General features: G+C 53.3%; 26 protein-coding genes. 12 read left to right on the top strand and 14 right to left on the bottom strand.

Annotated elements, in window-relative coordinates; all coding sequences use genetic code 11:
- The first annotated feature begins 58 nt into the window (after positions 1-58).
- From M0644_RS02180 to aroB, 3 genes are read left to right on the top strand one after another with little or no spacing between them, the layout of a single operon-like run.
- Positions 59-2,659, top strand: a complete 2,601-nt coding sequence (locus M0644_RS02180) for a glycogen/starch/alpha-glucan phosphorylase (RefSeq protein WP_286626395.1) — start codon at positions 59-61, stop codon at positions 2,657-2,659.
- 56 nt (positions 2,660-2,715) lie between these two features.
- Positions 2,716-3,981: an AmpG family muropeptide MFS transporter gene (locus M0644_RS02175; protein ID WP_149817742.1), complete on the top strand. Its 1,266-nt coding sequence runs from the start codon at positions 2,716-2,718 to the stop codon at positions 3,979-3,981.
- Positions 3,982-4,027: 46 nt separating this feature from the next.
- Complete coding sequence (aroB, locus tag M0644_RS02170) at positions 4,028-5,134, top strand: 3-dehydroquinate synthase (RefSeq protein ID WP_286626394.1); 1,107 nt, start codon at positions 4,028-4,030, stop codon at positions 5,132-5,134.
- Here the strand turns inward: aroB and M0644_RS02165 are convergent.
- Positions 5,131-5,364 carry a hypothetical protein gene (locus M0644_RS02165; protein ID WP_149817738.1) on the bottom strand — a complete coding sequence of 78 codons (234 nt, stop codon included), beginning with the start codon at positions 5,362-5,364 and terminating at the stop codon, positions 5,131-5,133. The two genes, aroB and M0644_RS02165, sit on opposite strands and share 4 nt — an antisense overlap.
- Positions 5,365-5,622: 258 nt before the next feature.
- Between M0644_RS02165 and M0644_RS02160 the strand changes: the two genes are divergently transcribed.
- On the top strand, positions 5,623-6,057 hold the full coding sequence (locus M0644_RS02160) for a hypothetical protein (protein ID WP_149817736.1): 435 nt from the start codon (positions 5,623-5,625) through the stop codon (positions 6,055-6,057).
- On the opposite strand, the gene nusB is transcribed toward M0644_RS02160, so the two are convergent.
- From nusB to M0644_RS02115, 9 genes are all read right to left on the bottom strand, one after another.
- Complete coding sequence (nusB, locus tag M0644_RS02155) at positions 6,036-6,674, bottom strand: transcription antitermination factor NusB (protein ID WP_149817734.1); 639 nt, start codon at positions 6,672-6,674, stop codon at positions 6,036-6,038. The genes M0644_RS02160 and nusB overlap by 22 nt on opposite strands.
- A 24-nt stretch (positions 6,675-6,698) precedes the next feature.
- Positions 6,699-7,370 carry a DUF502 domain-containing protein gene (locus tag M0644_RS02150; protein WP_149817733.1) on the bottom strand — a complete coding sequence of 224 codons (672 nt, stop codon included), beginning with the start codon at positions 7,368-7,370 and terminating at the stop codon, positions 6,699-6,701.
- A gap of 33 nt (positions 7,371-7,403) precedes the next feature.
- Positions 7,404-8,513, bottom strand: coding sequence for a M48 family metallopeptidase (locus M0644_RS02145; protein ID WP_286626393.1), 1,110 nt, complete (start codon positions 8,511-8,513; stop codon positions 7,404-7,406).
- Between the two features lie 43 nt (positions 8,514-8,556).
- Positions 8,557-9,690: a molecular chaperone DnaJ gene (gene dnaJ, locus M0644_RS02140; protein WP_286626392.1), complete on the bottom strand. Its 1,134-nt coding sequence runs from the start codon at positions 9,688-9,690 to the stop codon at positions 8,557-8,559.
- 17 nt (positions 9,691-9,707) lie between these two features.
- Positions 9,708-11,663 (bottom strand): molecular chaperone DnaK, encoded by a 1,956-nt coding sequence (gene dnaK, locus M0644_RS02135; RefSeq protein WP_286627154.1) that lies wholly within the window; start codon positions 11,661-11,663, stop codon positions 9,708-9,710.
- Between the two features lie 169 nt (positions 11,664-11,832).
- Positions 11,833-12,372, bottom strand: coding sequence for a DUF2854 domain-containing protein (locus tag M0644_RS02130; RefSeq protein WP_286626391.1), 540 nt, complete (start codon positions 12,370-12,372; stop codon positions 11,833-11,835).
- Positions 12,373-12,385: 13 nt separating this feature from the next.
- A complete protein-coding gene (locus M0644_RS02125) occupies positions 12,386-12,877 on the bottom strand; it encodes a YajQ family cyclic di-GMP-binding protein (RefSeq protein ID WP_286626390.1) in 492 nt (163 codons plus the stop codon).
- Positions 12,878-12,879: 2 nt separating this feature from the next.
- Positions 12,880-14,166: an ABC transporter substrate-binding protein gene (locus M0644_RS02120; protein ID WP_286626388.1), complete on the bottom strand. Its 1,287-nt coding sequence runs from the start codon at positions 14,164-14,166 to the stop codon at positions 12,880-12,882.
- A 142-nt stretch (positions 14,167-14,308) separates the two neighbouring features.
- A complete protein-coding gene (locus tag M0644_RS02115; RefSeq protein WP_190278164.1) occupies positions 14,309-14,650 on the bottom strand; it encodes a hypothetical protein in 342 nt (113 codons plus the stop codon).
- A gap of 190 nt (positions 14,651-14,840) precedes the next feature.
- On the opposite strand from M0644_RS02115, the gene petB reads away from it, so the two are divergent.
- On the top strand, positions 14,841-15,488 hold the full coding sequence (gene petB / locus M0644_RS02110; RefSeq protein ID WP_011056639.1) for a cytochrome b6: 648 nt from the start codon (positions 14,841-14,843) through the stop codon (positions 15,486-15,488).
- 106 nt (positions 15,489-15,594) lie between these two features.
- The gene (petD, locus tag M0644_RS02105) at positions 15,595-16,080 is read left to right on the top strand and encodes a cytochrome b6-f complex subunit IV (RefSeq protein ID WP_011056640.1); all 486 of its coding nucleotides are present in this window, start codon (positions 15,595-15,597) and stop codon (positions 16,078-16,080) included.
- Between the two features lie 57 nt (positions 16,081-16,137).
- On the opposite strand, the gene M0644_RS02100 is transcribed toward petD, so the two are convergent.
- On the bottom strand, positions 16,138-16,668 hold the full coding sequence (locus M0644_RS02100; protein WP_149817720.1) for an NYN domain-containing protein: 531 nt from the start codon (positions 16,666-16,668) through the stop codon (positions 16,138-16,140).
- A gap of 397 nt (positions 16,669-17,065) precedes the next feature.
- Positions 17,066-17,539 (bottom strand): hypothetical protein, encoded by a 474-nt coding sequence (locus M0644_RS02095; RefSeq protein WP_149817717.1) that lies wholly within the window; start codon positions 17,537-17,539, stop codon positions 17,066-17,068.
- Positions 17,540-17,714: 175 nt separating this feature from the next.
- On the opposite strand from M0644_RS02095, the gene M0644_RS02090 reads away from it, so the two are divergent.
- The 6 genes from M0644_RS02090 (at position 17,715) to M0644_RS02065 (ending at position 22,679) form a co-directional block, all read left to right on the top strand.
- Positions 17,715-19,166: an ATP-dependent DNA helicase RecQ gene (locus M0644_RS02090; RefSeq protein ID WP_286626386.1), complete on the top strand. Its 1,452-nt coding sequence runs from the start codon at positions 17,715-17,717 to the stop codon at positions 19,164-19,166.
- 120 nt (positions 19,167-19,286) lie between these two features.
- Positions 19,287-19,985 (top strand): FxLYD domain-containing protein, encoded by a 699-nt coding sequence (locus M0644_RS02085; protein ID WP_190278163.1) that lies wholly within the window; start codon positions 19,287-19,289, stop codon positions 19,983-19,985.
- A gap of 35 nt (positions 19,986-20,020) precedes the next feature.
- Positions 20,021-20,806 carry an HAD family hydrolase gene (locus M0644_RS02080; RefSeq protein WP_286626385.1) on the top strand — a complete coding sequence of 262 codons (786 nt, stop codon included), beginning with the start codon at positions 20,021-20,023 and terminating at the stop codon, positions 20,804-20,806.
- Positions 20,807-20,871: 65 nt separating this feature from the next.
- The gene (locus M0644_RS02075; RefSeq protein WP_149817711.1) at positions 20,872-21,153 is read left to right on the top strand and encodes a hypothetical protein; all 282 of its coding nucleotides are present in this window, start codon (positions 20,872-20,874) and stop codon (positions 21,151-21,153) included.
- Between the two features lie 150 nt (positions 21,154-21,303).
- Positions 21,304-21,870, top strand: coding sequence for a DUF2808 domain-containing protein (locus M0644_RS02070; protein WP_149817709.1), 567 nt, complete (start codon positions 21,304-21,306; stop codon positions 21,868-21,870).
- 122 nt (positions 21,871-21,992) lie between these two features.
- Positions 21,993-22,679, top strand: coding sequence for a 1-acyl-sn-glycerol-3-phosphate acyltransferase (locus M0644_RS02065; RefSeq protein ID WP_286626383.1), 687 nt, complete (start codon positions 21,993-21,995; stop codon positions 22,677-22,679).
- A 6-nt stretch (positions 22,680-22,685) separates the two neighbouring features.
- Here M0644_RS02065 and M0644_RS02060 read toward each other — a convergent pair whose 3' ends face one another.
- Positions 22,686-24,059 (bottom strand): 1-acyl-sn-glycerol-3-phosphate acyltransferase, encoded by a 1,374-nt coding sequence (locus M0644_RS02060; protein WP_149817705.1) that lies wholly within the window; start codon positions 24,057-24,059, stop codon positions 22,686-22,688.
- A 26-nt stretch (positions 24,060-24,085) separates the two neighbouring features.
- A complete protein-coding gene (hslO, locus tag M0644_RS02055; RefSeq protein WP_149817703.1) occupies positions 24,086-24,985 on the bottom strand; it encodes an Hsp33 family molecular chaperone HslO in 900 nt (299 codons plus the stop codon).
- Positions 24,986-25,034: the final 49 nt, after the last annotated feature.

The raw sequence follows: 25,034 nt of genomic DNA, 5'->3' as shown, positions 1-25,034 counted from the left end.
CAAATCTGTATTAGCCTTAAGTTAAGTTATTTCCGATTCCTTCAGAGCCACAGGTTGCATGAATAGTTCCTCCACTCCTAACGGTCATCCTGTTCATTCAGTTTCCCACACCAACCCTACTGCCAACGACGAACACTGCGATTTGTATATCGAGAGCGATCGCACAGGGATGACAGTGCAAACCCTGAAGCGCGCCTTTGTGGATAACCTGCACTACATCCAAGGCAAGGATGCCATGTTTGCCACGCCCTACGATTACTTCATGGCACTGGCCTACACGGTGCGCGATCGCCTGCTGCATCGACGGATTAAAACTGCCCAAACCTATTTTGAGCAGGATGCGAAGGTGGTCTATTACCTGTCGGCAGAGTTTCTCATTGGTCGCTTGCTCCTGAATAACCTGATTAACGTCGGCCTCTATGAGCAAACCAAACAGGCCATGACCGACTTTGGCTTAGATCTCAATGAACTCATGGATCGCGAACCTGAACCAGGCTTAGGAAATGGCGGCCTAGGACGGTTGGCGGCTTGTTTCCTCGACTCCTTAGCCACCCTCGAAATTCCCGCTGTTGGCTACGGCATTCGCTACGAGTATGGAATTTTCGAGCAAATCATCACCAATGGCTGGCAGCACGAAGTCCCCGACAACTGGCTGCGCTTTGGTAACCCTTGGGAGATTGCCCGGCCCGACTACAATGTCGAAGTTAAGTTTGGCGGCCACACCGAAGCCTACACCGATGTCCAAGGGCACTACCGGGTGCGGTGGGTTCCTAGCACTACCGTTTTTGGCACGCCCTACGATACGCCAATTCCAGGCTATGGCAAAAATACGGTGAATACGCTCCGTCTGTGGAGTGCTCGTGCAGCGCAGGACTTTAACCTTCAGGTGTTCAACGCCGGTGACTACACCCAAGCGGTCTCGGAAAAAACCTTTAGTGAGAATATCTCGAAGGTTCTTTACCCCAACGACAACACTCCCCAAGGCAAGGAGCTGCGCCTGCGGCAACAGTATTTCTTTGTCTCCTGTTCGTTGCAGGACATTATTCGCCTTTACCTGCGGCGGCACACCAGCTTTGATGCCTTCCCCGACAAAGTAGCCATTCAGCTCAACGATACCCACCCTGCCATTGGTGTGGCTGAACTGATGCGATTGCTGGTGGATGAGTACCAACTCCCGTGGGAAAAAGCGTGGGACATTACCCAGCGCACTTTTGCCTACACCAACCATACCCTGCTGGCGGAAGCCCTTGAACGCTGGTCGGTGGAACTTTTTGCGCAACTACTGCCGCGCCACCTTGAAATTATTTACGAGATTAACTACCGCTTCCTCAACGAGATTCGCCAACGCTATCCCGGCAACATTGCCCGCTTAGCACGCATGTCCTTGATTGAGGAAGGTCATCCCAAGCAGGTGCGCATGGCGCATTTGGCCTGTGTCGGCAGCCATACGGTCAACGGGGTCGCCGAACTGCACACAGAGCTGATCAAGCAGGAGCTGATGCGGGACTTCTACGAGATGTACCCCAACAAGTTCCAGAACAAAACCAATGGCATTACCCCCCGCCGTTGGCTATTGATGAGTAATCCCCGCTTGGCCAGCCTGATTACCGAAACACTGAAGAGCGATCGCTGGATTACCCACCTTGAAGACCTGCGCGGCCTAGAACCCTACGCCACGGATCCCGCCTTTCAGGCCAAGTGGCAGCAAATCAAGCAAGCCAACAAAGAACGCCTAGCGGAGTACATCTGGCGCCACAACCAGATTGAAGTGGATCCCTATTCCCTGTTTGACATTCAAGTGAAGCGGATCCATGAGTACAAGCGGCAGCACTTGGCGGTGCTCCACATTATTACCCTCTACGAACAAATCAAGGCCAACCCCAACATTGACATTCAGCCGCGCACATTTATTTTTGGTGGCAAGGCAGCCCCCGGCTACTTCATGGCCAAGATGATCATTAAGCTGATCAATGCGGTGGGGGATATGGTCAACCATGATCGGGATGTCAATGGCCGTCTGCGGGTCGTGTTCCTCAGTAACTATTCCGTTTCCCTTGGGGAAATGACCTATCCTGCGGCTGATCTTTCAGAGCAGATCTCCACCGCTGGTAAGGAGGCCTCCGGCACCGGCAATATGAAATTTGCCCTCAATGGCGCCCTGACGATTGGTACTCTGGATGGGGCAAATGTGGAAATTCGCCAAGAGGTGGGGGCAGAGAACTTCTTCCTCTTTGGTTTGACGGCGCAAGGGGTAATGAGCCTGAAAGCTGAGGGCTACAATCCCCGCGAGTACTACAACAGCAACCCAATGCTCAAGAAAGTGATTGACAGCCTGATTTCCGACTACTTCAATCCACGTGAGCCGGGGCTATTTGAACCGATTGTCAGTTCCCTGCTCAACGAAGATCCCTATATGCTGTTGGCGGACTACCAATCCTATGTGGACTGTCAGCAACGGGTTGCCCAAGCCTTCCGCGAGAAGAGCCACTGGACACAGATGTCTATTCTCAATGTGGCGCGCATGGGCAAATTCTCTAGCGATCGCACGATTGCGGAGTACTGCAAAGACATCTGGCACGTCAAACCCGTCCCCGTTTCCCTAGATACCTGTCGGCCCGCTTTTCGCCCCAGTCGCATCAATCAAGCCAGTAGTCTTTAGGTGACTGCCCCTTTTGCTCTACACTAGGGCAAGTCTCAAGCAGGGGAACGACATGAATGGCGGGAATCGGCGCAGCTCTACGGGTGTTTCAAAGTCGCAAAATGGCGGCCCTGCTCTTGTTGGGCTTTTCCTCAGGGTTACCCCTGTTTCTCACCAGCCGAACACTGCAGGCATGGATGACCGTTGAGGGCATTGACTTGACCGCCATTGGCCTTTTTAGCCTCGTGGGGTTGCCCTACTCGCTGAAGTTTCTCTGGTCACCCTTGCTAGATCGCTATACAATTCCCTTTTTGGGACGGCGGCGGGGCTGGTTACTGCTCATTCAGGTGCTCCTCTTGGGGGCGATCGCCCTAATGGCGGTACAGGATCCCAGTACGAGCCTGCGGCTGTTGGCAGTGAATGCCTTCGCCATTGCTTTTTTGAGCGCCAGCCAAGATATTGCGGTGGATGCCTACCGTGCCGATGTCCTAGAACCCCTTGAAATGGGGGCGGGTGCGGGTATTTACGTCCTTGGCTATCGCATTGCGCTCTTGGTCACGGGTTCCCTAGCCCTGATTCTTGCCGATCAACTGCCTTGGCCCGTGGTTTACGTCCTGATGGCGCTGCTGATGCTCGTGGGCATGGTCACGACCCTTTGGGCACCGGAACCCGAAGTCCATCCCCCGGCTCCTCCTTCATTGGCGCAAGCAGTGATTCGCCCCTTCCTTGATTTTTTCCAGCGCTACGGCTGGGGAACGGGGCTGATTATTCTGCTCTTTATCTGCCTCTACCGCTTGGGGGATGCCCTCACAGGGAACATGATGACCCCTTTCCTGTTGCAGCAGGGCTTTAGCCAAACCCAAATTGGTGCGGTGCAAGGGGGTGTCGGGCTGATTGCCACCATTGTTGGTGCCCTTGCCGGCGGGGCGGCCATCAGTCAAATCGGTATTCACCGTGCTCTTTGGATCATGGGGGGATTGCAAGCTTCTAGCAATGTCTCCTATTTTGTTTTGGCCAATGTGGGTGCCAATCCAACGGTGATGGTGGCCGCCATTAGTATTGATAACTTCTGTGCCGGACTGGCGATCGCGGCTCTAACGGCACTCTTAATGAGCCTGTGCAACCCTCAATTTAGTGCAACACAGTATGCCCTGCTCTCCAGTTTGTTTGCCTTTAGTCGGGATGTGTTGGCAGCGCCCGCGGGTAAAGCGGCAGAGATCATGGGCTGGCCGCTCTTTTTTCTCTTTACGATTGGTGCTGCCCTACCGGCACTTCTCCTCCTGCCGTTTTTTGCCCCTTGGCAAGCGAAGCCAGCCTTTCCCCGCCCCGGCAGTGATGACTGAAAATACTTAAAGATACTTAATGTAGTTGTCCCCAGCAAATCCAACAATGACGACGCTGATTCCCGTTCCCCTTGGTGAGCACGCCTACCGCATTGCCATTGGTGTCAACACACGGCGGCAGTTGCCTGCACTGTTGGCCGAATATACGCCGTTGACGCCGAAAGCACCCGCCCTCATCGTTTCCAATCCGCAAATTTGGCAGCACTACGGCACGGATGTGCAAGAGGCATTAACGCAAGCAGGCTGGCAGGTCACCCCCTGTATTCTGCCAGCAGGGGAACGCTACAAAACCCTCAGAACCGTCGAAAAGATCTATGATGCGGCCCTGAGTCAGCGTTTAGAGCGGGGTTCCACCCTCTTTGCCCTTGGCGGTGGCGTCATTGGCGACATGACTGGCTTTGCAGCGGCCACTTGGCTGCGGGGGATTGCCGTGGTTCAGATTCCCACCAGTCTCTTGGCGATGGTGGATGCGGCGATTGGCGGGAAAACAGGGGTGAACCATCCCCAGGGCAAAAATCTCATCGGTGCCTTTCATCAACCCCGTCTTGTGGTCATTGATCCCGATGTTTTGGCAACCCTGCCCCCCAGAGAATTCCGGGCTGGTATGGCAGAGGTGATTAAGTATGGTGTGATTTGGGATGCTGAGCTGTTTGATTTGTTGAGTCAGCTGCCGCGCTTGGATCGCATGGCTGCTTTGCCTACTGAGCAGTTGCTCCAAATTCTGCAGCGTTCCTGCCAAGCGAAGGTGGATGTGGTCAGCAAGGATGAGCGGGAAGCGGGTCTGCGGGCTATTTTGAATTACGGGCACACCATTGGCCATGCCCTTGAAAGTATGGGCAACTATCGTCTTTTGAACCACGGCGAGGCTGTGGCCATTGGCATGATTGCCGCTGGAGAACTGGCGGTGGCCTTGGGGTATTGGTCAGTAGAAGCCGCCGCCGCCCAACGGGCATTGATTCTCAAAGCAAAACTACCGACAACGATCCCGCCTCACTTTGATGTCGAGGGACTGCTGGCACTCCTCCAGCATGACAAGAAGGTTCAGGCACAACAGGTGCGGTTTATTCTCCCCACTGCCATTGGCCATGTGGACATTTTTGATCAGGTGCCGACCGAACTGATTCGGGAGACGCTTCATCGCCTCCAAGCCTAGCTAGGGGGCGCAGTATCTAGCAGCGCTTTTTTGGTTGCTTTCAGTTCTTTCCAAAGGCGTTTAATTTGCTCATAGGCTTCCTGAGGGGAAAGCTTGCCACTGTTTTCCAGACCGGAAATGTAGCTCACTTGGGTCGCAAACTCCTGTAAGTTGGCATCAAATAAAAAGTTTTCGGGTGTAAACTCACCGTGGTAACGGCTGTGGGGATGTAAAAATTCGTATTTATTCATTGCTTACCTATCCTTTTTTCTCAGGGGTTAACCTATTCTTAACTTCATTTTAACCGTTTTCTCTCGGATAACCGTAGCTGCCGTAACAAAACGGTGATCTCGCTGGTGGCAAAACGGCGCTTTGTTAACAACTATGGGCAAAAAATTAAGCATTATTAACTTTGATTGATCAAATAAAGGAGACTTATCACACTACATATACGAGAGTGATCCCTTGCGATCGCTAGATATCAATGCTGTGATTTAGGAAATGGATAAATGATGCACGGACTCTCCTTGGCTCCCCGTTATCGCTTAGATGATGTTGATCCTTGGCTTCTGGGAATTGATCCCAGCCGTCATTATTGGCTGCAAGTCAATGGGGATCCCCAGCAGCGGGTGGCCATTCCGGGGGTCTGTGTCCAGAGCATCTCGGAACTACGGGAGATTATGGATGCGGTGCGATCGCTCCTACCGGGGCAGCAGTTGCAAATTCAGCGAGCAGCCACCTGTTTAGAAATTCACTGCGTGGCTGAAAATCTGCTGGCGATCGCCCACCATGTTGACGGTGCCCCTGTTTGGCATCTTTTTGATCGCGAAACCCTCGAAAGTTTAGTGATGAGTGCCCATCCCCACTGGCAATGTCGGCCTGAGGATGTGGAGTTGGGGCGGCAGCAATTGTGGCAGTCGTTTCAGTTACCAGTGGCCGCCTGAGCCGTGTCAAGGGCTTCACTGATCCGCCGCAGCACACCATTGATAAAGCGATGACTACCTTGGTCGCTGTAGCGTTTGGCCAGTTCGATCGCTTCGTTGATGGCCACTGGCTTGGCCACGTCAAGATAGCGCATCTCTGCGACGGCCATTTCAATAATGGCGCGATCTAAGTGTGTCAGTCGCTCCAGTTGCCAATCCACCATTGAGCGATTCACCAGTTCTTGAATCTCCGTTTGGTGTCGCTGCAAACAGCGCAGTAGGGCGATCGCGTAGGCTTGAACTTCCTCTTGATGGGCAAAGTAGAGAATTTCGGGTAAATCGAGGGCAGCACCTATTTTGTTCAAGCCCTTTTCCGCCCGATTGAGGGCATCTTGAAGCACCATCTGTGCCTTTTTGAGGTGGGGCAACTGAAACTCGCTATGGTTGAGCAGTCGCTGACTTTCACTGAGTTCAGTGCCGGCCTGTTCGAGGGTATCGCGCACATCACTCGCCAGCGTCCGTACCGCCATCAGGATCAAGCTGCGGCAGTCACTTTCATCGAGCAGTTTCGGTTGGCGTAACACTTGAGCGGCACTGAGCAACGCCAATTCACGGGCAACACGACGAGCAGTAATCATGGGTAAATCCTCAAAAACGAGTTCTTAACGCAACGACGCAGGGGCGGGGGGCAGGGTCGAGGTCGGAACTGATCCCGGTGTGACAATCCCCCCGGAAATAATCAGCTTAAAGGCATCCTCGATCGAAATATCCAAATCTCGCACATCCCGCTCACTGGCAATCACATACCAACCGGTGGTGGGGTTAGGCGATGAGGGGATAAATAGACTCAACATTGGCTCGGAAAAAACCGTTTGCAATGAACCATTAATCGTGCCAGTGACAAAGGCCACGGCCCACAGACCCGGCCGCGGGTATTCTACGAGCACTACTCGGCGAAAGCGATCGCGCGAGTCCCGCAGAATCGTCTCTAGGAGTTGTTGCAGCACTTTATAAATAGTGCCCGCCAAGGGGATGCGCTTGAGAATGCTCTCACCTGTGTTCAACAGCCACTGGCCAAAGATATTGCGTGCCATCAAGCCAATGAGCAAGATCCCTGTTAAGGGCACAACAATCCCCACCGCCACATTGAGCAGATCCACCAACAGGGGGTGCCATGTTTTGAAGGGGTTCACCTGCTTAGGAATACGGGTGAGGAGATCCAAGACCCAACTGGAAACAGAAATCGATAGCCAAATCGTTGTTGCCAGCGGGATCACCACCAGCAGACCAGCAATGAGATCATTTTTAATTGCTTGTTGGAGTCGGTGCAGCACAGATACTCGCACGAGCAGACTTCTGTTTCTAGCTTAGCGGTTGCTGCCACTGCGGTCACGGTGAAAGGCCAAACTGCTGTAGAGCATGAAGGCGGCATCCCAAGGACTTTCCTCACGGCGAAAGAGGTTAATGTGGGGGGGAATTTTACTCAGGAGTTCCGTAAAGTCCAAGGCGGTTTCGGCAAAACTGGTAAAGTCTTGCCACACGGGGCGATCGCCACAGTGCTGCTGCCACAGACTCGATAACTGCCGCCACTTCACCCATGAGGTATTTTGATCCAAATCCAAATCACTCTGGATCACCTCTGCCACTTGATTGAGGGGAATCCCTTGGTGAAACTGGTAACCGCCGCGATAAAAGCGCAGGATTTGATTTTGCTGAAAGAGGTGGAGATCACAGCACTGGGCATGATCCTGAATTTGTTCTTTGCGGGTAACTTTTCCTTGGCGATCGCGATCGAACACCTGCTCAAAAATCGGCAGCAACCCCTCTACCCGCTGGCTCACCTGCGACCAAGTAAACGTTAACGCCACTGGCTCTGGCGAGAGCGAAGTGGTACACACCACACGCGGCTGTGGCTCCAAGGCCACAAAATAACGCACCTGCAAGACGGGTGTGGCTGTCAGTGCCTCAAAGGGGACACAAAAGAGGGTAAACCCCTGCTGTTTCAGTTCTTGGCAATAGACCCTGAGTTCCGCAAAATTGCCCGTGCGGATCAAACGCCAGCCCCGCGACGGAATCAACAGTCGCGCCGTGTAGGGGTCAATCTTAAACATGGTGGCCAAAAGACGGGCGAGGATCGTCCGCTGCTCAGAGCCAGCCACCCCCTCCAAAACCAGAACGCCCTGCTGCTCGACTCCCACCACGGCATGGGTTGCTAAAATGGCCTGTTGCCGCTGCTGTTGGCGAATTTGCTCAATTTTTTCGAGGCCACGCCGAGCCATTTGCGTCAGCTTGGGGCCACAGTTCAGCCGCAGTAATTGGCGAAAGTCTGACTCCGCCTCCTCTAGCCGCTCTGTCTTGAGATAGAGTTGACCTCGGCACAGGAGGACACGGGGATCCTCAGGAGGCAAGGTGGCCAGCAATTTTTCTGCCTGTTGAAAATTTCCTTGATCCAGTGCTGTCAAAACCTCAGTCAGCATGGCCGGCGCCCCCAACGGTTTTTTCTATTTTAGGCAACACGCCCTAACCACCAAACAAGCTGCCGAGGAAGCCCTCTAGACCGCCTTTGCCCATACGCTCGCCGCGAATCTTGGCCAATTTCTCCAGCAGTTCTCGCTCTTCATGGGTGATATGGGTGGGAATTTCGACATCAACGGTAATGAGGTGATCGCCCCGCGCCACAGGATTGCCCACACGGGGGACGCCTCGGCCTTCTAGGATGAACACCGTACCGGGTTGGGTGCCTGCGGGAATCTTCAGTTCTGCTTCGCCATCCACGGTACTCACGGGAATCCGACAGCCCAGAATCGCTTGCAGGTAGCTAATTTTAATCCGCGATAGGATGTTGTTGCCTTCGCGCTGAAACTCGGGATCGGGTTCGACAAAAAGATAGACGTAGAGATCGCCGGGAGGGCCTCCGCGCAGACCGGCATCCCCTTCCCCTGAGACCCGCAGCCGGGTGCCATTATCCACCCCCGCAGGAATCGTAATTTTCAGCTTTTTACTGACTTGGATGTGGCCTTGGCCGCCACAGGACTCACAGCGAGATTCAATCACTTCCCCCGAACCGCCACAGGTTGGACAGGTGGTCAATTGGGTAAAACTGCCGAAGGGAGTGCGTGCCGATCGCCGCACTTGACCGATGCCACCACAGGTACTACAAGTGACTGGCCGTGTGCCGGGTTTGGCCCCTGTGCCTTGACAGGTTTTACAGGTTTCCAAATGATTAATGCGAATTTCCTTCTCACCGCCAAAAACAGCTTCGCGAAATTCTAGTTTGAGGTCATAGCGCAGATCTTCACCGCGGGTTGGCCCCTGTGACCGCCGCCCACTGCTGGTAAATCCACCAAATCCACCCCCAAAGAAGGTTTCAAAAATATCGGCGAAGCCGCCCATGTCACCAATGCCAAAGTCACTGAAGCCAGCAGCCCCGACGCCACTGACCCCGGCTTCACCAAAGCGATCGTAGTTGGCTCGCGCTTGGGGATCCGAGAGCACCTCGTAGGCGCGGTTGATTTCCTTGAACTTTTCTTCAGCGCCCGGTTCTTTATTGACATCGGGGTGATACTTGCGAGCCAAGCGCCGATAGGCTCGTTTTAATTCTTCAGCATCCGCAGAGCGTGAGACACCTAAGATGTCATAGAAATCACGAGCCATAGCCACCGTTACCTAAATTAATCAACCGCTTCATAATCTGAAACAACTGTTTCTTCATTATCGCTGATTATTGTGGCCTCACTATCTAAAACTTGAGTGGCTTGGGAACTAATCGTAGCACCCCCCATTGTCGGGGTTGAGGTCATCATGGAACCGCCTGCGGTTTGTTGATACACCACCGTTCCCAAGGTCACCAAGGCCTGCTGCAGGGCTTCCATCCGCTTGCGAATTTCATCGGGAGTAATATTGTCATCCACCATTGCTGCCTGCATACTCTGAACCACCGGCTCAATCCGTGCCCGTAGATCGGGAGTTAATGTGATGCCATGGTTTTTGATGGTTGATTCATAGCTGTACAGCAGGGCATCGGCTTGGTTGCGCAATTCGGCAATCTCTTTCTTGATTTGGTCGGCTTGGGCATAAATCGTTGCCTCTTGGCGCATGCGCTCGATTTCCATAGTGCTGAGGCCACCGCGATTGGTAATGCGCACACTTTGCTGGCGACCGGTGGCGCGATCGACGGCAGACACACTCAGGATACCGTTGGCATCAATATCAAATGTGACATCAATTTGCGGCACACCCCGAGGGGCGGGAGTAATGCCGGTGAGTTCAAAGCAGGCCAGTTGTTTATTGTCTTTTGCCATCGGGCGCTCCCCTTGATAGACAGCAATTTCCACGACCGTTTGGCCATCGGTAGCCGTGGAAAAGGTCTGCGTCTTACTGGTGGGGAGGGTGGTATTGCGTTCGATAATTTTGGTAAAGACACCGCCCAGGGTTTCCAACCCCAAAGAGAGGGGCGTGACATCCAGCAGCAGGAGATCTTTGACCGTCGTTTCCTTGCCCAGAATGCCCCCTTGAATAGCTGCCCCGACAGCAACGGCTTCATCAGGGTTGACGGAGCGATCGGGATTTTTGCCACAGAATTGCTTCACTAACTCCTGAATCGCAGGAATACGAGTAGACCCACCGACGAGTAAGACGCGGTCAATATCCTGAACAGTCAGACCCGCATCGGCGATCGCCTGCTGCATGGGTTCGAGGGTGGCCTGAACCAAGTGGGCGCAGAGTTCCTCAAACTTACTGCGGGTGAGTTCCATTTCAAGGTGCTTAGGCCCCGTTTCATCAGCCGTAATGAAGGGCAGGTTAATGGAAGTGCTCAGGGTTCCCGACAGCTCAACCTTGGCTTTTTCGGCGGCTTCCCGCAGGCGTTGCAGTGCCATTTTATCTTTCGAGAGATCGATCCCCTCCTGCTCCTTAAAACAGGCCAAGAGCCAATCAAGAATACATTCGTCAAAATTATCGCCCCCTAGGTGGTTATTCCCCGCTGTGGAGCGCACCTCAAAGACGCCATCCCCTAGTTGCAGAATCGAGACATCAAAGGTGCCCCCGCCCAAGTCAAAAACCAAAATGGTTTGATCTTGATCCTGCTTGTCGATGCCGTAGGCCAAGGAGGCTGCCGTTGGCTCGTTGATAATGCGCATTACCTCAAGGCCGGCGATCGCCCCCGCATCTTTGGTGGCTTGGCGTTGCGCATCACTAAAATAGGCTGGCACAGTAATGACGGCTTGGGTCACGGGTTCCCCCAGATAGGCTTCCGCATCCTGCTTCAGCTTTTGCAGGATCATGGCGGAAATTTCTTGGGGGGTATAGGTGCGATCGCGAATCTGCACATCCACCATGCCATCGCGACCCGGCACACAGGTATAGGGCACGCGCGCCCGTTCTTCAGCGGTTTCCTCCCAGCGGCGACCAATAAACCGCTTGATACTGAAAATCGTGTTCTCGGCATTGGTGACCGCTTGCCGTTTCGCCAGTTGACCCACCAACCGTTCGCCCGATTTGCCAAAGGCAACAATACTAGGGGTGGTGCGCCCGCCCTCTGCACTGGGAATTACGACGGGATTCCCCCCTTCTAAGACTGCCACACAACTATTGGTGGTTCCAAGGTCAATGCCAATGACTTTACCCATAGCCGTAATCGCCGTTTCCAAAAATGCGTTGTTAGGAGGAGACTGCTTGCAAAAAAGTCTTACTCTTTAGGCTAGAATGCCGCAATGATGATGCTATCGTAACACCTGAATTCAAGGCAAAACGGTTTACCAATCATCTTAGTCAACTGGAACAGGGTTGACCACAGCCTTACTCGCGCATGAGTGCCACCGCCACACGGTTGTTTCCCTGATCCATAATACTTACCCGAATATTGGGGCCAAAGAATGTCTGCATCTTGGCTTGCTTCGATTGCCACACCTCAAGGGGAACCGCCGGGGAGTCAAATTCTAAAATTAATGTATAGGCACCGTCCGTTAAGGTCTCGGCGATCGCCACTAAGACAGGACGCTCAGCATCCGAGGGACTCAAGCCTAAAGTGGCCAATGTGCTATCTAGGTGTGCTTCTTGGCCATAACGATAGCGGGTGACATCCTTACGGATTTGGGTTTGGGTGGGGGTTGCTTGGGCACGGCCAGCGATCGCCGCCGCGGTGGGGGCTTCACGATAGGTTACCGGCTTGAGTTCCGCCGCTTTGAGTGCCAAGCCGCCCAAGAGTAGGGGCACACCGTAGAAAAAGCCCGCTAGATTCAAGGTGGCATTCCCCGTGGCATAGGCCACCACTCCCACCACCGTCAGCAGTGAACCGACAATTAACCCCAACGTTCCCAGCGATACAGACCCCAACATGACCCTTGAACCACTAACGGTAATTTGTAAATTGTAATGGCACGGGGTAATCCTCAGTTTTCAGGCGTTGGATCACCGCTTGTAGATCATCCTTTGATTTGGCACTGACCCGTACCACATCCCCTTGGATCGAGGCTTGCACCTTCTTAAATTCATTGCGGATAAGCTTGCTAATCTCCTTGGCTAGTTCTGAATTGATCCCGCGCCGCAATTTGATCAACTGTTTGACCCGTTGACCACCCGCTGCTTCCACAGGCCCATAGTCAAAAATTTTCAGAGACAACTGCCGCTTCGCCGCCTTCTGTTGCAGAATCGTTTGCACTGAATTGAGCGTAAATTCACTATTGGTGTGAATCGTCAGTCCCTCTTTGGTTAATTCAAGGGTGGTCTGGGTATCCTTGAGGTCATAGCGGGCTTTGATCTCTCGCTCCGTTTGATCCACTGCATTGACCAGCTCCTGCCAGTCAAAGTCACTCACAATATCAAAGGAAAAGGTGCTTGCCATGCCTAGGGTTTTTGGGGATTCACTTGACCAATTACCTTTAATTTACCGTCATCCGTGACCTGCCAAATGTCGTACACCCCCACAACATCGCCATTTTCATCAATATCGACATTGCCACTAGCGCCTTGGTAGTTAATTTCTTTGCCTTCCCGCAGCAGCGCTAGGGCAGCGCACACATCATCCACTTCTTCCCCCGGTGCGTTGGCCACCTCTCGCACTTTGCTGCGAATCCCTTCACCCGTATTTTGTCCTGCGGCTTGTGCAGCCAGTACAAGGAGCGCGGCGGCATCCCAAGCTTGGGCACCAAAGGCCGGCAGATCGCTCCCTTTTTTAGCACGCCACAGTTCTCGCAGGCGACTCAGGGCTTGACCATCGGCGCCGGGAACCGTTCCCTTGGCACCGGCAATAATATATTTGCCATCGGGAGTACGGCCCACTTGCTCAGGGAAACTTTCGGACTTGACACCATCGGTGAGGAGAATGGCCACGTTTTGGGTGAGACCTTGCTCAAAAGCGGATTTCAAAAGCAAGCTCCCTGTTTCGGGATACAAAATCGCCACTACCGCATCGGGCTTGCCGCCAAAGGCAGCAGCAGCTTCTGTCGTGAAGGTGGTTGCCCGCTCATCATAACGGGTCGGGCGGTCTTCATTGATCACTGTGCCCCCTAGGGCTTTGAAGGCGCGGGTAAATTCCTGCTCAAAGCTGCGGCCATAGTCATTGTTGATCACCACAGTGGCGACTCGTTGATACCCCTGTTCTTTGGCCAGTTGGGCAAGGGCTTGGGCTTGGTAATTGTCGGGGGGAGCAGTGCGTGCCCAATAGCCGTTAAAGTCTCCTTTTTTGGCGCGTTCAGTCAGGAGTGTACTCGTACTGCCGGGGGAAATTAGCATCACTTGACCCCGGGTGGCAATATCGGCGGCGGCATTGGAGACACTACTGCCAAAGGAACCAACGACTCCGGCAACTCGGTCAATCTCCACCAACTTCGTCATCGCTTCTGCCCCAGAGGCAGGATTGGATTGATCATCGGCAGCAATGAGCGTAACGGGCTGGCCATTAACACCACCACAGGCATTCACCGTTTCCACCAGCAGGGGGACAACTTCAGCTATAGGGGTTCCCACGGAGGCTAAGTCACCGGTTGAGGGCAATAATGAGCCAATGCGCAGTCCCTCACCCGTTGGGGTTGTGGTGGTGGTGTCCGCCTCGCAGGCACCAATGGTAAAGAGGAGAAGTAAGCCTGCAAAAACCTTGGCGGCTGCCCATCCGCTTGACGGTTTTTGACCCATAGTTGTACACCCTCGTAATTTGCCAGCATCCTACTGCAACTGGGGGCATCTTGCAATGCGCAGAGAGGATACCTTGCACAAAAAAAGGGGCATTCCCACATCAACAGCCCCTTTGCATCCAATGCTCTGTGGATGAGGTGTCCTAGGTAGAGGGACGAACTTGCCGCGCCATATTCAAGAAGGCAGCCATATTGGCTCCGGGACGACGCCGCGCAAACCGGGTGTAGGGAACACTGGGGGTGACAGGGGTCGGTGTGGGTGCTGCGGGAGCTGTGGCAACGGGTTGAGCGGGTTGAGGGGCAGTAGCAGGTTCAGGGGTCGGGGCAGGTTCTACCACTTTAGTAGGGGTTGGCGGTGCGGCAGGGGCCGCCGTGCTCTTATCTAATTCAATGTAAAACTCGCCCTTTTTGCCCAAACCAAAGAGTTTCGCGATCGCCCCCAATAGGCCAAAAATCGCACCAAAGAGTTTCTTCAACAGATTCATCTCAAAGCCTCCCAAGCGGTCGTTGTGAGTAAGGTAGCAGAGGAGACAGCCCCAAGTCAGCATCCTGAAGCTGTTGAGACTTTATTATCGGACGGTGGGTGGCAGCAATCAACTGAATATGGAAAGTCTGAGAGGGCATATGTTACATTTTTCAAAGTAAAGCAGCGGTTTCGCAGGACTAATCACTGTTATGAACAAAGTTTACGACTGGTTTGAGGAACGCCTCGAAATTCAGGCGATCGCTGACGACATCACCAGCAAGTATGTACCGCCCCACGTAAACATTTTTTACTGTCTGGGTGGCATTACCCTCACCTGTTTTTTAATCCAATTTGCCACGGGCTTTGCCATGACGTTTTACTACAAACCGACGGTGGCTGAAGCCTTTGCCTCTGTGCAGTACATCATGAATGAGGTCAACTTTGGCTGGTTGATCCGCTCCATTCACAAGTGGTCCGCCAGCATGATGGTCTTGATGATGATTCTGCATGTCTTCCGCGTCTATCTTACCGGTGGCTTCAAGAAACCCCGCGAACTCACTTGGGTGACGGGTGTGGTCTTGGCGGTGATTACCGTCAGCTTTGGTGTCACGGGCTACTCCCTGCCTTGGGATCAAGTGGGCTACTGGGCGGTCAAAATCGTTTCTGGTATCCCTGCGGCAATTCCCGTGGTGGGTGATCAACTGGTGGAACTGATGCGTGGTGGTGAAAGTGTCGGTCAAGCGACCCTCACTCGCTTCTATAGCTTGCACACCTTTGTGCTGCCTTGGTCGATCGCCGTCTTTATGCTGATGCACTTCCTGATGATTCGTAAGCAGGGCATTTCGGGTCCCCTGTAAGCCAAGCATCAAGAAATGTAACAGGGCCTGCTATTCTCGGCGGTTTCCCTTGTTATGCTCCAAGTAATCTCCCCCCTTGCTGACCCTCTAGGAGAACGATTGATTTATGGCAAAAGTTTTGAAAAAGCCTGATTTAACGAATCCGGCGCTGCGGGCAAAACTGAAAAAAGGCATGGGCCACAACTACTATGGCGAACCCGCTTGGCCCAATGACCTGCTCTATATCTTCCCCGTGGTGATTATGGGCACGATCGCCCTTGTGATCGGTCTAGCGGTGATGGATCCTGCCATGGTCGGTGAGCCAGCGGATCCCTTTGCCACCCCCTTGGAAATTTTGCCGGAGTGGTACCTCTATCCCACCTTCCAGATTTTCCGGGTGGTGCCCAACAAGCTGCTGGGGGTGCTCATGAATGCCTCCATTCCCTTGGGCTTGATGCTGATTCCTTTCATTGAAAGTGTCAACAAGTTCCAGAATCCTTTCCGTCGTCCTGTGGCCATGACGGTCTTCCTCTTTGGCACATTGGTGACGCTATGGCTGGGGATTGGTGCTGCTTTCCCCTTGGATAAGTCGCTGACTCTCGGCCTGTTCTAGGCATTTTAAGAAAACACTTCATTTGCTTGCGCATCTGGCGATCGCTGGATGCGCTTTTTAGTTGGGATTTTGCGAGTCAGTTTTTTCAATAAAAGGCCGAATTTCGTTCAAATCAATGTAGCGATCGGTGGCATTGCGCAGCTCACGGGCAATCATGCCTTCGGTGGAGACAACCGTAATGTGGGTGTTTTTGGAGCGCAGGAGTTCGATCGCCCGCTCAAAATCGCCATCGCCACTAAAGAGAACCACGCGATCGTACTGACCGACGGTGTTGAACATATCAATCACAATTTCAATGTCTAAATTGGCCTTTTGGTAATACTTGCCTAGGGTCTCGTCGTAATATTCCTTCAACAGTTTTGTGCGTACGGTATAGCCAAGGTTAATGAGGGCATCGCGAAACGAACGCTGATCTTGCATGTCCTTGAGGCCGGTGTACCAAAAGGCATTCACCAATACAATGTTGGGATCACGGGTGAAGAATTCGAGAACACGACGGGGATCAAAAAACCAGCCATTTTTCTGCTGGGCATAGAACATATTATTCCCATCGATAAAAATTGAGAGCCGTTCTTGATGGGTAAGCATAATTAGGGAGAACCTATAGATCAGTGATGTATGTGTAATAGAAGAACCGTTGATAGAAGTTTGAATAGGCGATGGGTTTTATACATTCTATAGGAGAGAATTTGACAGGATTCAAGAGAGCAAGAGCTAGTCCTTCAACAGGTAACAAGATAAAAAGAAGGTAAAAGGAAATATACGATAAGTTTTGCGATCGCTCGTAATCAGAAAAATAAAAGTTCGCTAATGGTTCAGTGGGAACACTTTTAAGAAAAAGAAAACATTTATTAATGCTTTTTAACCACTGCAATCTATTTTAATAGAACTGCATAGCGGATGCTATAGTTTTTTCCTTGGCGATCGCCCCTTAAACACCAAAAAAGGGGGCAGTGCCCCCAATCCTTCATGTTGTTCACTGCGTTTAATACAGGGCACGTACCGGCGGAGCTGGCATCACCGCTGGGGGGGGTGGGGGGGTCAAGAAGGGCGGTTGCGGTGGTGGTAAGGGAGACTCCACCATCAAGTTACAGGGGAAGGGAGTACCATACATTGAAGTGCAGAAGGGGCTATCGAGATCGCGGGTGCGAATCGGTGGTTGGTTGCTTTGCTGGTACCAAGCATCGGTGGAAAGGTAGTTGATCCGCCGTCCTCGATTCACGATATCATTATCGCGAAAAGTGGGAGCGCCAAATGTAAAAGCAGCATCTCCTGCGATCGAATCATCTTGCCAGTACCCCTGACTGCCATCAATACGCTCAAAAGCTTGGGGTAGGGTAGGTTGGCTAATGGGAAATTGTTGGGGATTGATGGGTTGGCGGCGGCTTTGGGCAGTTGCCGGAGCGACCACCGCTGCCAACATTGCCACGCACACCAGCGGCACAAATTTCATGCCCATAGGTTCATCTCCATAAGCGTTTTACACTTCGGCAACAGTGATAGGCCTAAAGGGTCTTAGGCATCCTAGGATTTCTTGCTTAAAATTATTCTAAATTCACTCCTCTTGCTGTTCCCAGAAGACTGTGCCGCTTTTTGCAACGCTGAGACTTCTCATCAAGGCTTAAGCCAGTGCAATGCCGGATGCCGATATAGATCTCATACAGGCCGCCCTACAACAATACTGGGGCTATTCTGAGTTGCGATCGCCTCAAGCAGAGGTGATGACGGCACTCTTACAACGGCGGGATGCCTTAATTGTCCTCCCTACTGGAGCGGGCAAAAGTCTCTGTTTTCAGTTGCCAGCAGTGCTGCAGGGCGGATTGACGCTAGTGATCTCGCCGCTGCTTGCCCTCATGGAAAATCAGATCACTGAATTGCGGCAACGGGGTCTGGCGGCCGCAGCCTATCATAGTGAACTGCCCAGCCGCCAACGCCGCCAGATTCTCTCGCACCTAAGGGACTACCGTTTGCTGTATCTTTCGCCGGAGTCCCTATTTTCCACACCCCTTTGGCAGCACCTCTGTGCAGCACCGATTCAACTCAATGGCTTGATTGTGGATGAAGCCCATTGCCTTGTACAGTGGGGCGATCGCTTTCGACCTGTTTATCGTCGCTTGGGAACCGTGCGGCCTGCCCTGCGCCAATGTAAACCACTGCACCCGCGGCTGGCGATCGCTACCTTTACTGCCACTGCCGATCCCAAGACCCAGCGCACCCTCATTGAGGTTTTAGGTCTAGAGCAGCCTGTGCAGATCATTCACAGCCCCTATCGTGCCAATCTCCATTTAGCCGTACGCTCTGTGTGGAGTCGGGGGTATCGCCGCCATTGCCTCCAGCAATTTCTCAAGCAGCAGGGCAGAACCTCAGGCTTGATCTATGCCCGCACCCGCCGCGACTGTGAAACCCTTGCCACTTGGCTTCAGGAGCAGGGGCACCGCACCACCGCTTACCATGGCGGACTACCGGCAGCACAGCGACGCCAAATCGAGAGCGATTGGTTGCAGGATAAGCTGCCCTTTGTGGTCTGTACCAATGCCTTTGGTATGGGGGTCAATAAACCCAATGTGCGTTGGATTTGCCACTATCAGCCACCCCTGCAACTCAGTGAATACCTCCAAGAGGTGGGACGCGCTGGGCGAGATGGCCAACCAGCACAGGCACTGGCCTTGGTGAGCGATCGCTGGGGTTTAGATTGCGAAGATCAACAGCGTTGGCACTTTTTTCAGCGCCAAAGTCAAGATACCTACAATCGCGCCATGGCACTTCAGACGCATCTGCCCCTCAGGGGTAATCTTCCGCAATTGCGACAACACTTTCCTGAGGTGGAATTGACCCTAGCATTACTGCATCAACAGGGGGCACTCCGCTGGCAAGACCCTTTTCACTATTGCCGTCAACCCTTAGCACAGGTGCCACCGCCGCCCAAAGACACTCAAGAACAGTTGATGCAAGAGTTTCTCTATCACCGCGGCTGCCGCTGGCAGTTTCTCCTCCAAGCCTTTGGTTTTGCCACTGAGGCAAGGGGATTGCGTTGTGGCCATTGCGATCGCTGTCGGCCTGCGAACCGCACCTGTAAAATACCGTAAATTCACAGATTTGTATCACTGGGACTTTGTGTACACTGGCACATAGAATGGCAGATTTACCATCGGTAAGCAAAGGTTGCCCAACAGTCATTCTGTTGCCACAAGGTAGGGGTTGCGGGCATGGGGCTACTACAAGTTGAGCAAATTCGTGAAATCCTTCAGGACGTTCTTTCAGAACATGCCGTTGTGGTTCAAGTCAATCAGTTTCGCAACCAATTAAACATTGTTTTGAATAAGCCCCCCGGCACCGTTGCCCATTATTCTGCCTTGGTGGATCTGCTCAAATCCCGCTTGGGACAGTTTCACCTCGACGATATTGCCCGCATTAAAATTATTGGCCGCATTCAAGGGTCGCCTAAACCCGATTGGGAAGAGGTGATTGATCTACGCCCCCCCAACCCAGCCCTAGCTGCCCCTGTGTATGCTTCCTCAGCTCCGTGGGTGGTGGCGATCGCCGCTGGGGTTGTGAGTTTACTAGTGATCTTTGGCTATCATCTCGGTCAGTGGCAGCAACAGCAACGCATGCAGCAGTTGATTGGCGGTACCCTTGCGCAACAAGGCGTCACCATGGCCGATTTTAAGTGGCACCTCGAGGGCGGTGCACCGTTTATTGTGGGCGTTCTGAAAAACTACAGTGAAGAGCACTTTCGCATGATTCAGGCGGATTTTGAACTCTTTGACAAGGCCGGGCAGCGGGTCGGTGCCGTTTCGGTACAGGTTTATGGCCTTGGTCCTGAGGAAACTTGGCACTTCCGTGAACCCGTGGGCAATCATCAGGCAGTGCGAGCACGACTGGTAAAATTACAGTCATTCCATTAAGTTTTCCCCTAAAAGGGGTAGAGTAAAAACCCTCTATGGCTCACCTCAAAGCCCTGATTTTTGACGTGGATGGCACCTTAGCGGACACTGAGCGGGACGGCCATCGCATTGCCTTCAATAAAGCCTTTGCTGCGGCAGGCCTAGATTGGGAGTGGGATATTCCCCTCTATGGTCAACTGCTGGCGGTGGCGGGGGGTAAGGAGCGGATGAAGTATTACCTTGATCGCTTTCGTCCCGATTGGCTACGTCCCCAAAATTTGGATGCCCTGATTGCCGACCTGCACAAGGCGAAGACCCGCTACTATACGGAGCTATTGGCAGAAGGGGCGATTCCCCTGCGGCCGGGGGTGAAACGGCTGCTCACTGAAGCCCGTGAAGCAGGATTACGTTTAGCGATCGCCACCACGACCACCCCTGCCAATGTCACCGCGCTCCTTGAAAATGCCCTTGCTGCTGATGGCGTCAGTTGGTTTGAGGTGATTGCCGCTGGGGATGTGGTGCCCGCCAAGAAACCTGCGCCCGATATTTACTTCTACACCCTTGAAAAGATGCGCCTCTCGCCCCAAGAGTGCCTTGCCTTTGAGGATTCCGCCAATGGGATTCAGGCAGCCACCGCCAGTCGCCTAGCGACCATTATCACGATCACCGACTACACCAAGGATCATGATTTTCGGGATGCAGCGCTTGTCTTGGATTGCTTAGGGGAACCCGACTACCCCTTTCAAGTGATTCACGGTGAGGTGGGTTGGACGACCTATGTCGATGTGCCCCTATTGCGATCGCTCCACCAACAGTGGACAAGTACGTTGAGTCACCGATGATTTTCTGGCCACAGCGTTTTACAGTGAAGAATATACGAACCTAGCCTGAGTGATTAAAGAACGCAATGTACACGATTGATTTAATTCTGCGTCATGTCCCCATGCCCGTGAGCATTGAACGCAAGGAAAGTGCCGCAGCGACAGCAGCCTATCAGCAAATTCAGCAGGCGATGGCCAGTGGCACCCCGACTGTCCTCGAACTGACGTGCGATCGCCAAGTGGGCAAGAAGTTAACTGTCCTCACCTCAGAAATTGTGGCTGTGCAAATGGCTGATAAGGATGCTCCCTCCAGTGTCACCAGTCGTGGGGGATTCTTTGCCCAGCTCGTGCAGCAAACCAGCAACTAAGGAAAAATCTCTCAACAAAGTTTAATTTTTCTTCGCAATGGTGATTCTTTGCCGTTAGGATACTAAGCAGACTGATCCGTAGGGGAACGTCTAGCGAATCCTCCCCGTCTGAAAGTCAGGTATCTGTGGTGTGTCGTAATAGGGTTGTCTATGGTGAAGCGTTTCCTACCGGTTCTGATTCTGTTGGGGTGTAGTCTTGGTCTTGTGACCCCTGCCCTTGTGCGAGCCCAAGCCAATCAGGGCTTTACGTTTACTTGGGGAGATGGCCCTAGTGGACGGCAGCAACTCCAATACCATCTAGAAAACGGCACCCCCGGTTTTATGGGCGATCGCTACTGGCTGCGCTTGGGTGAACAAAAAGTCGCGATTAATCGCATTAACATTACTTATCCCGATTACTACAATGGCATTATTGATCCTAGGGGTATCGAGGTGCGGGTAGGGGGCGATCGCGGGAATCGCTTTTTTCAATTCCGCCGTAATCTTGGCCAAAAAATTGAATTGGCGGAGGTGTCCCTTGACCGCGATAACCGCGTCATTGACATTGTGCCCGCAGAGGTCATTCCCGCAGGTACGCCAGTACAAGTTGTCTTGAACAATGTCCGCAATCCCAATCATGGCGGGATGTACTACTTCAATGCGCGCATTGGCTCCCCCGGCGATATTCCCCTGATGCGTTATATCGGGACTTGGATTCTGAGTATTGCCAATAACTAAGCCAATAACTCACTGGAACTCAATTTGCCAATTTGCGAACTGGTTCGCCATCCCTAGCCAGATTCGGGCGATCGCCCTAGGCTAGTCCTTGTGTGTCACAGCCGGTTCACTCTTCACGCCTGATGCTAGATTCTGTCAAGTCCTCATTCCCCCACATTTCGCCTCTCCTCACTCCCCTGATGTACCGTCTGGTGGGGGATATTGTCCTGCGGCGCTATTTTCGTACCCTTGAGGTGCAAGGGCAGGAGCAGATACCCAAAAGGGGGCCTGTGATCTTGGCACCCACCCATCGTTCCCGTTGGGATGCGCTCATTATTCCCTATGTGACGGGACGGCGGGTGAGTGGCCGCGACCTCTATTACATGGTCTCCCACGATGAAATGCTGGGACTGCAAGGCTGGGTGATTGGTCAGTGTGGTGGTTTTCCCGTCAATACCCAAGCGCCTTCGGTGAGTGCCTTGCGGACAGGTGTGGAACTTCTGCGGCAGGGACAGGCGTTGGTGGTCTTTCCTGAGGGCAATATCTTTCGCGATCGCCAGATTCATCCCCTAAAGCCGGGCTTGGCGCGTTTAGCCCTTCAGGCAGCTCAGCGCTGTCAAGAAGCGATCCAGATTCTGCCGATTTTACTCGATTATGCTCAGCCCTATCCGCAGTGGGGAAGCGAGGTCAAGGTGATCATTGGTGCCCCCTTGAGTACGGGCAATTACGATGTCACCCACCCCAAACATACTGCTCCCCAGCTGACCCGCGATCTGTTTAGGGCACTGCAGCAGCTTCAGGAGGGGCGATCGCTCCTGTGCTTGGCTTGAATCCCTCTAAGAATCCGTAGGCACAATCAAGGCTTCAAATTGTTGGCGAATCTGATCAGTGACTTCCTTGACGGCCTGACGTGCCCCTTGGCGATCGCGCCGATACAGCGGCCAATAGCTCTCTAAATTGAGCGGGTCTCCGACACTGAGGCGCACCTGCCGCAAGCCCACCAAGCGATTCACATTTGGGCTTTTTCCCTCGAGCCAATCAAACGTCCGCCAGAGAATCAGTGCCACATCGGCAAAGCGATCAATCGTGAATTTCTCACGGATATAGCTACCCGTAATCGAGGTAAATCGCTCCGCAAGGCGCATATGACGTAATCGCACATTGGCTTCCTCGGCCAACCAATCGGCTAGACAGCGCTCTACGGCAGACAGTTGTGCCAAATCACCGCGAAACATCCGTTCCCAAGCAGCCTGCTCAATCCGTCGGCAGCGACTCACAAAATCTTCACTGGCCTTAAGACCAAAGTAGGACTCTGCCACTACAAGGGCACTGTTGAGGAGTCGCTGAATTCGTGCCGCCAATTCCGCATTGGGGGAGTCAAAGGGGGGCAGCTCTGGAAAGACTTGGCGGTAGGACGTGGCATAAAAGGTCTCTAGGCGATCCAGTAGGTGCATCGCCAAATTGAGCAGGCGGCGGTAGAGTTCCTCTGGCTGGGTACTGTCGCTATTGGTGGGGCAGCCGAGGCGGTTTTCCAGTTGAGTCATCAGCCAACCCATGCGTTCCCAAGAGGGCTGACTGAGGCTGTACTGAATGCCAACGGGGAGAATGACCACAGGGAGCGATCGCCCCGCCTTAGTTAAATCTTCCAGACACCAAAATCCCAGTTGTGCCACGCCCGGCTCTAAAGGTGCGACCAGTTCATTGTGTTCATTCGTTGCCCCCTCCGGCGCTGCTGCTAGGGGAAATCGTCCCTCCAAGAGTAACTCCCGTGCCGATCGCAGGGCTTGGCTATCGAGCTTGCCGCGCATGATGGAAATCCCCCCCAACCGTGAAAAGAGCCAACCAATTTGCTCCCCTGCCCAGAGGGGAATCCCGCGATCGTAGAGAAAATAACCATTTGTCGGTGGTTGCAGCCGAATCCCCAGTCGCTGAGCGGTCTGGGGCAACAGATGCCACATCAGGTAGCCCATCACCAAAGGATCATCCGTACAAGGATGGCGAAAGGCAATCAGCAGCCGTACCTGCCCCCGTTGAAACTGTTCGTAATAACGGGCAAGGGTCTCGACATTCACCCCTTCCACCCGATTGAGACCAAGGCCGTAGCGGATGTAAAAGGGCAGGAGTCGTGCCGCCGTCCACCAAACTGGATAGCTAAACCGCTGGGGGAGAAAATCCAACGGGGGTTGGGCAGTCGCAACCACACTGGACATGACACAAACTCCTCAGAAACAAGAGTTTAGACTGAGGCAGTGGCCAACTCCGCAATCAACTGTTCCAACATCGGCTGATCCGCCCAATAGACAGCATTACAGAACTGACAGGTGGCTTCCGCCTTCGCCTCTGTGGCTAGAATATCCTTTAATTCTGCCTCCCCTAGGAGCTTGAGTGCCGCTAGCATCCGTTCATGGGAACAGCCACAGTGGAAGCGCACCATTTGCCGTTGGGGCAAGATTTGCAAGTCCATATCCCCAAGGAGTTCCTGAAAGATATCTGGCAGTGTCCGCCCCGCCTGTAGCAGGGGTGTAAAGCCCTTGAGATTGGCCACCCGTTGTTCAAGGGTGGCGATCAGGTGTTCATCATTGGCAGCTTTGGGTAGCACCTGTAACATCAACCCACCGGCGGCAGTCACCCCGGCCTCTTCAACAAAAACACCCAACATGAGGGCTGAGGGGGTTTGCTCTGAAGTGGCGAGGTAGTAGGTGACATCTTCGGCAATTTCCCCGGAGACAAGCTCTACCGTGCTGGAATAGGGATAGCCGTAGCCAAGATCGTGGATGACGTAGAGATACCCCTGATGACCCACTGCCGCACCCACGTCCAGTTTGCCCTTGGCATTGGGGGGCAGTTCAACACTGGGATACTGCACATAGCCGCGAACTGTGCCATCGGCACCCGCATCCGCGAAAACCGTTCCTAGGGGGCCATTGCCTTGAATGCGCACATTCACCCGCGCTTGGGGCTGTTTGAAACTAGAGGCGAGAATTAAGCCAGCGGCCATGGTTCGTCCCAAAGCAGCCGTGGCCACGTAGGACAGTTGGTGGCGTTGGCGGGCTTCATCGGTGAGTTGAGTGGTAATGACGCCCACTGCACGGATGCCTTCAGCCGCAGCCGTTGCTCGCAACAGAAAATCTGCCATGATTAGCCTAAAGAAATGTTTCGTTACACTTAGTTTATCTCCTTTCAAT

Source organism: Thermosynechococcus sp. B1, from assembly GCF_030322985.1.
GTDB lineage: Bacteria > Cyanobacteriota > Cyanobacteriia > Thermosynechococcales > Thermosynechococcaceae > Thermosynechococcus.
The sequence above is the reverse complement of the archived record's forward strand: the minus strand, read 5'-3'. Positions and strand labels throughout refer to the sequence as shown.

What these genes read in the sequence shown, in the direction of transcription:
- M0644_RS02180 (WP_286626395.1), top strand. Translation starts at nt 59, where the DNA reads ATGAATAGTTCCTCCACTCCTAACGGTCATCCTGTTCATTCAGTTTCC.
- M0644_RS02175 (WP_149817742.1), top strand. Translation starts at nt 2,716, where the DNA reads ATGGCGGGAATCGGCGCAGCTCTACGGGTGTTTCAAAGTCGCAAAATG.
- aroB (WP_286626394.1), top strand. Translation starts at nt 4,028, where the DNA reads ATGACGACGCTGATTCCCGTTCCCCTTGGTGAGCACGCCTACCGCATT.
- M0644_RS02165 (WP_149817738.1), bottom strand. Translation starts at nt 5,364, where the DNA reads ATGAATAAATACGAATTTTTACATCCCCACAGCCGTTACCACGGTGAG.
- M0644_RS02160 (WP_149817736.1), top strand. Translation starts at nt 5,623, where the DNA reads ATGATGCACGGACTCTCCTTGGCTCCCCGTTATCGCTTAGATGATGTT.
- nusB (WP_149817734.1), bottom strand. Translation starts at nt 6,674, where the DNA reads ATGATTACTGCTCGTCGTGTTGCCCGTGAATTGGCGTTGCTCAGTGCC.
- M0644_RS02145 (WP_286626393.1), bottom strand. Translation starts at nt 8,513, where the DNA reads ATGCTGACTGAGGTTTTGACAGCACTGGATCAAGGAAATTTTCAACAG.
- dnaJ (WP_286626392.1), bottom strand. Translation starts at nt 9,690, where the DNA reads ATGGCTCGTGATTTCTATGACATCTTAGGTGTCTCACGCTCTGCGGAT.
- dnaK (WP_286627154.1), bottom strand. Translation starts at nt 11,663, where the DNA reads ATGGGTAAAGTCATTGGCATTGACCTTGGAACCACCAATAGTTGTGTG.
- M0644_RS02130 (WP_286626391.1), bottom strand. Translation starts at nt 12,372, where the DNA reads ATGTTGGGGTCTGTATCGCTGGGAACGTTGGGGTTAATTGTCGGTTCA.
- M0644_RS02125 (WP_286626390.1), bottom strand. Translation starts at nt 12,877, where the DNA reads ATGGCAAGCACCTTTTCCTTTGATATTGTGAGTGACTTTGACTGGCAG.
- M0644_RS02120 (WP_286626388.1), bottom strand. Translation starts at nt 14,166, where the DNA reads ATGGGTCAAAAACCGTCAAGCGGATGGGCAGCCGCCAAGGTTTTTGCA.
- M0644_RS02115 (WP_190278164.1), bottom strand. Translation starts at nt 14,650, where the DNA reads ATGAATCTGTTGAAGAAACTCTTTGGTGCGATTTTTGGCCTATTGGGG.
- petB (WP_011056639.1), top strand. Translation starts at nt 14,841, where the DNA reads ATGAACAAAGTTTACGACTGGTTTGAGGAACGCCTCGAAATTCAGGCG.
- petD (WP_011056640.1), top strand. Translation starts at nt 15,595, where the DNA reads ATGGCAAAAGTTTTGAAAAAGCCTGATTTAACGAATCCGGCGCTGCGG.
- M0644_RS02100 (WP_149817720.1), bottom strand. Translation starts at nt 16,668, where the DNA reads ATGCTTACCCATCAAGAACGGCTCTCAATTTTTATCGATGGGAATAAT.
- M0644_RS02095 (WP_149817717.1), bottom strand. Translation starts at nt 17,539, where the DNA reads ATGGGCATGAAATTTGTGCCGCTGGTGTGCGTGGCAATGTTGGCAGCG.
- M0644_RS02090 (WP_286626386.1), top strand. Translation starts at nt 17,715, where the DNA reads ATGCCGGATGCCGATATAGATCTCATACAGGCCGCCCTACAACAATAC.
- M0644_RS02085 (WP_190278163.1), top strand. Translation starts at nt 19,287, where the DNA reads ATGGGGCTACTACAAGTTGAGCAAATTCGTGAAATCCTTCAGGACGTT.
- M0644_RS02080 (WP_286626385.1), top strand. Translation starts at nt 20,021, where the DNA reads ATGGCTCACCTCAAAGCCCTGATTTTTGACGTGGATGGCACCTTAGCG.
- M0644_RS02075 (WP_149817711.1), top strand. Translation starts at nt 20,872, where the DNA reads ATGTACACGATTGATTTAATTCTGCGTCATGTCCCCATGCCCGTGAGC.
- M0644_RS02070 (WP_149817709.1), top strand. Translation starts at nt 21,304, where the DNA reads ATGGTGAAGCGTTTCCTACCGGTTCTGATTCTGTTGGGGTGTAGTCTT.
- M0644_RS02065 (WP_286626383.1), top strand. Translation starts at nt 21,993, where the DNA reads ATGCTAGATTCTGTCAAGTCCTCATTCCCCCACATTTCGCCTCTCCTC.
- M0644_RS02060 (WP_149817705.1), bottom strand. Translation starts at nt 24,059, where the DNA reads ATGTCCAGTGTGGTTGCGACTGCCCAACCCCCGTTGGATTTTCTCCCC.
- hslO (WP_149817703.1), bottom strand. Translation starts at nt 24,985, where the DNA reads ATGGCAGATTTTCTGTTGCGAGCAACGGCTGCGGCTGAAGGCATCCGT.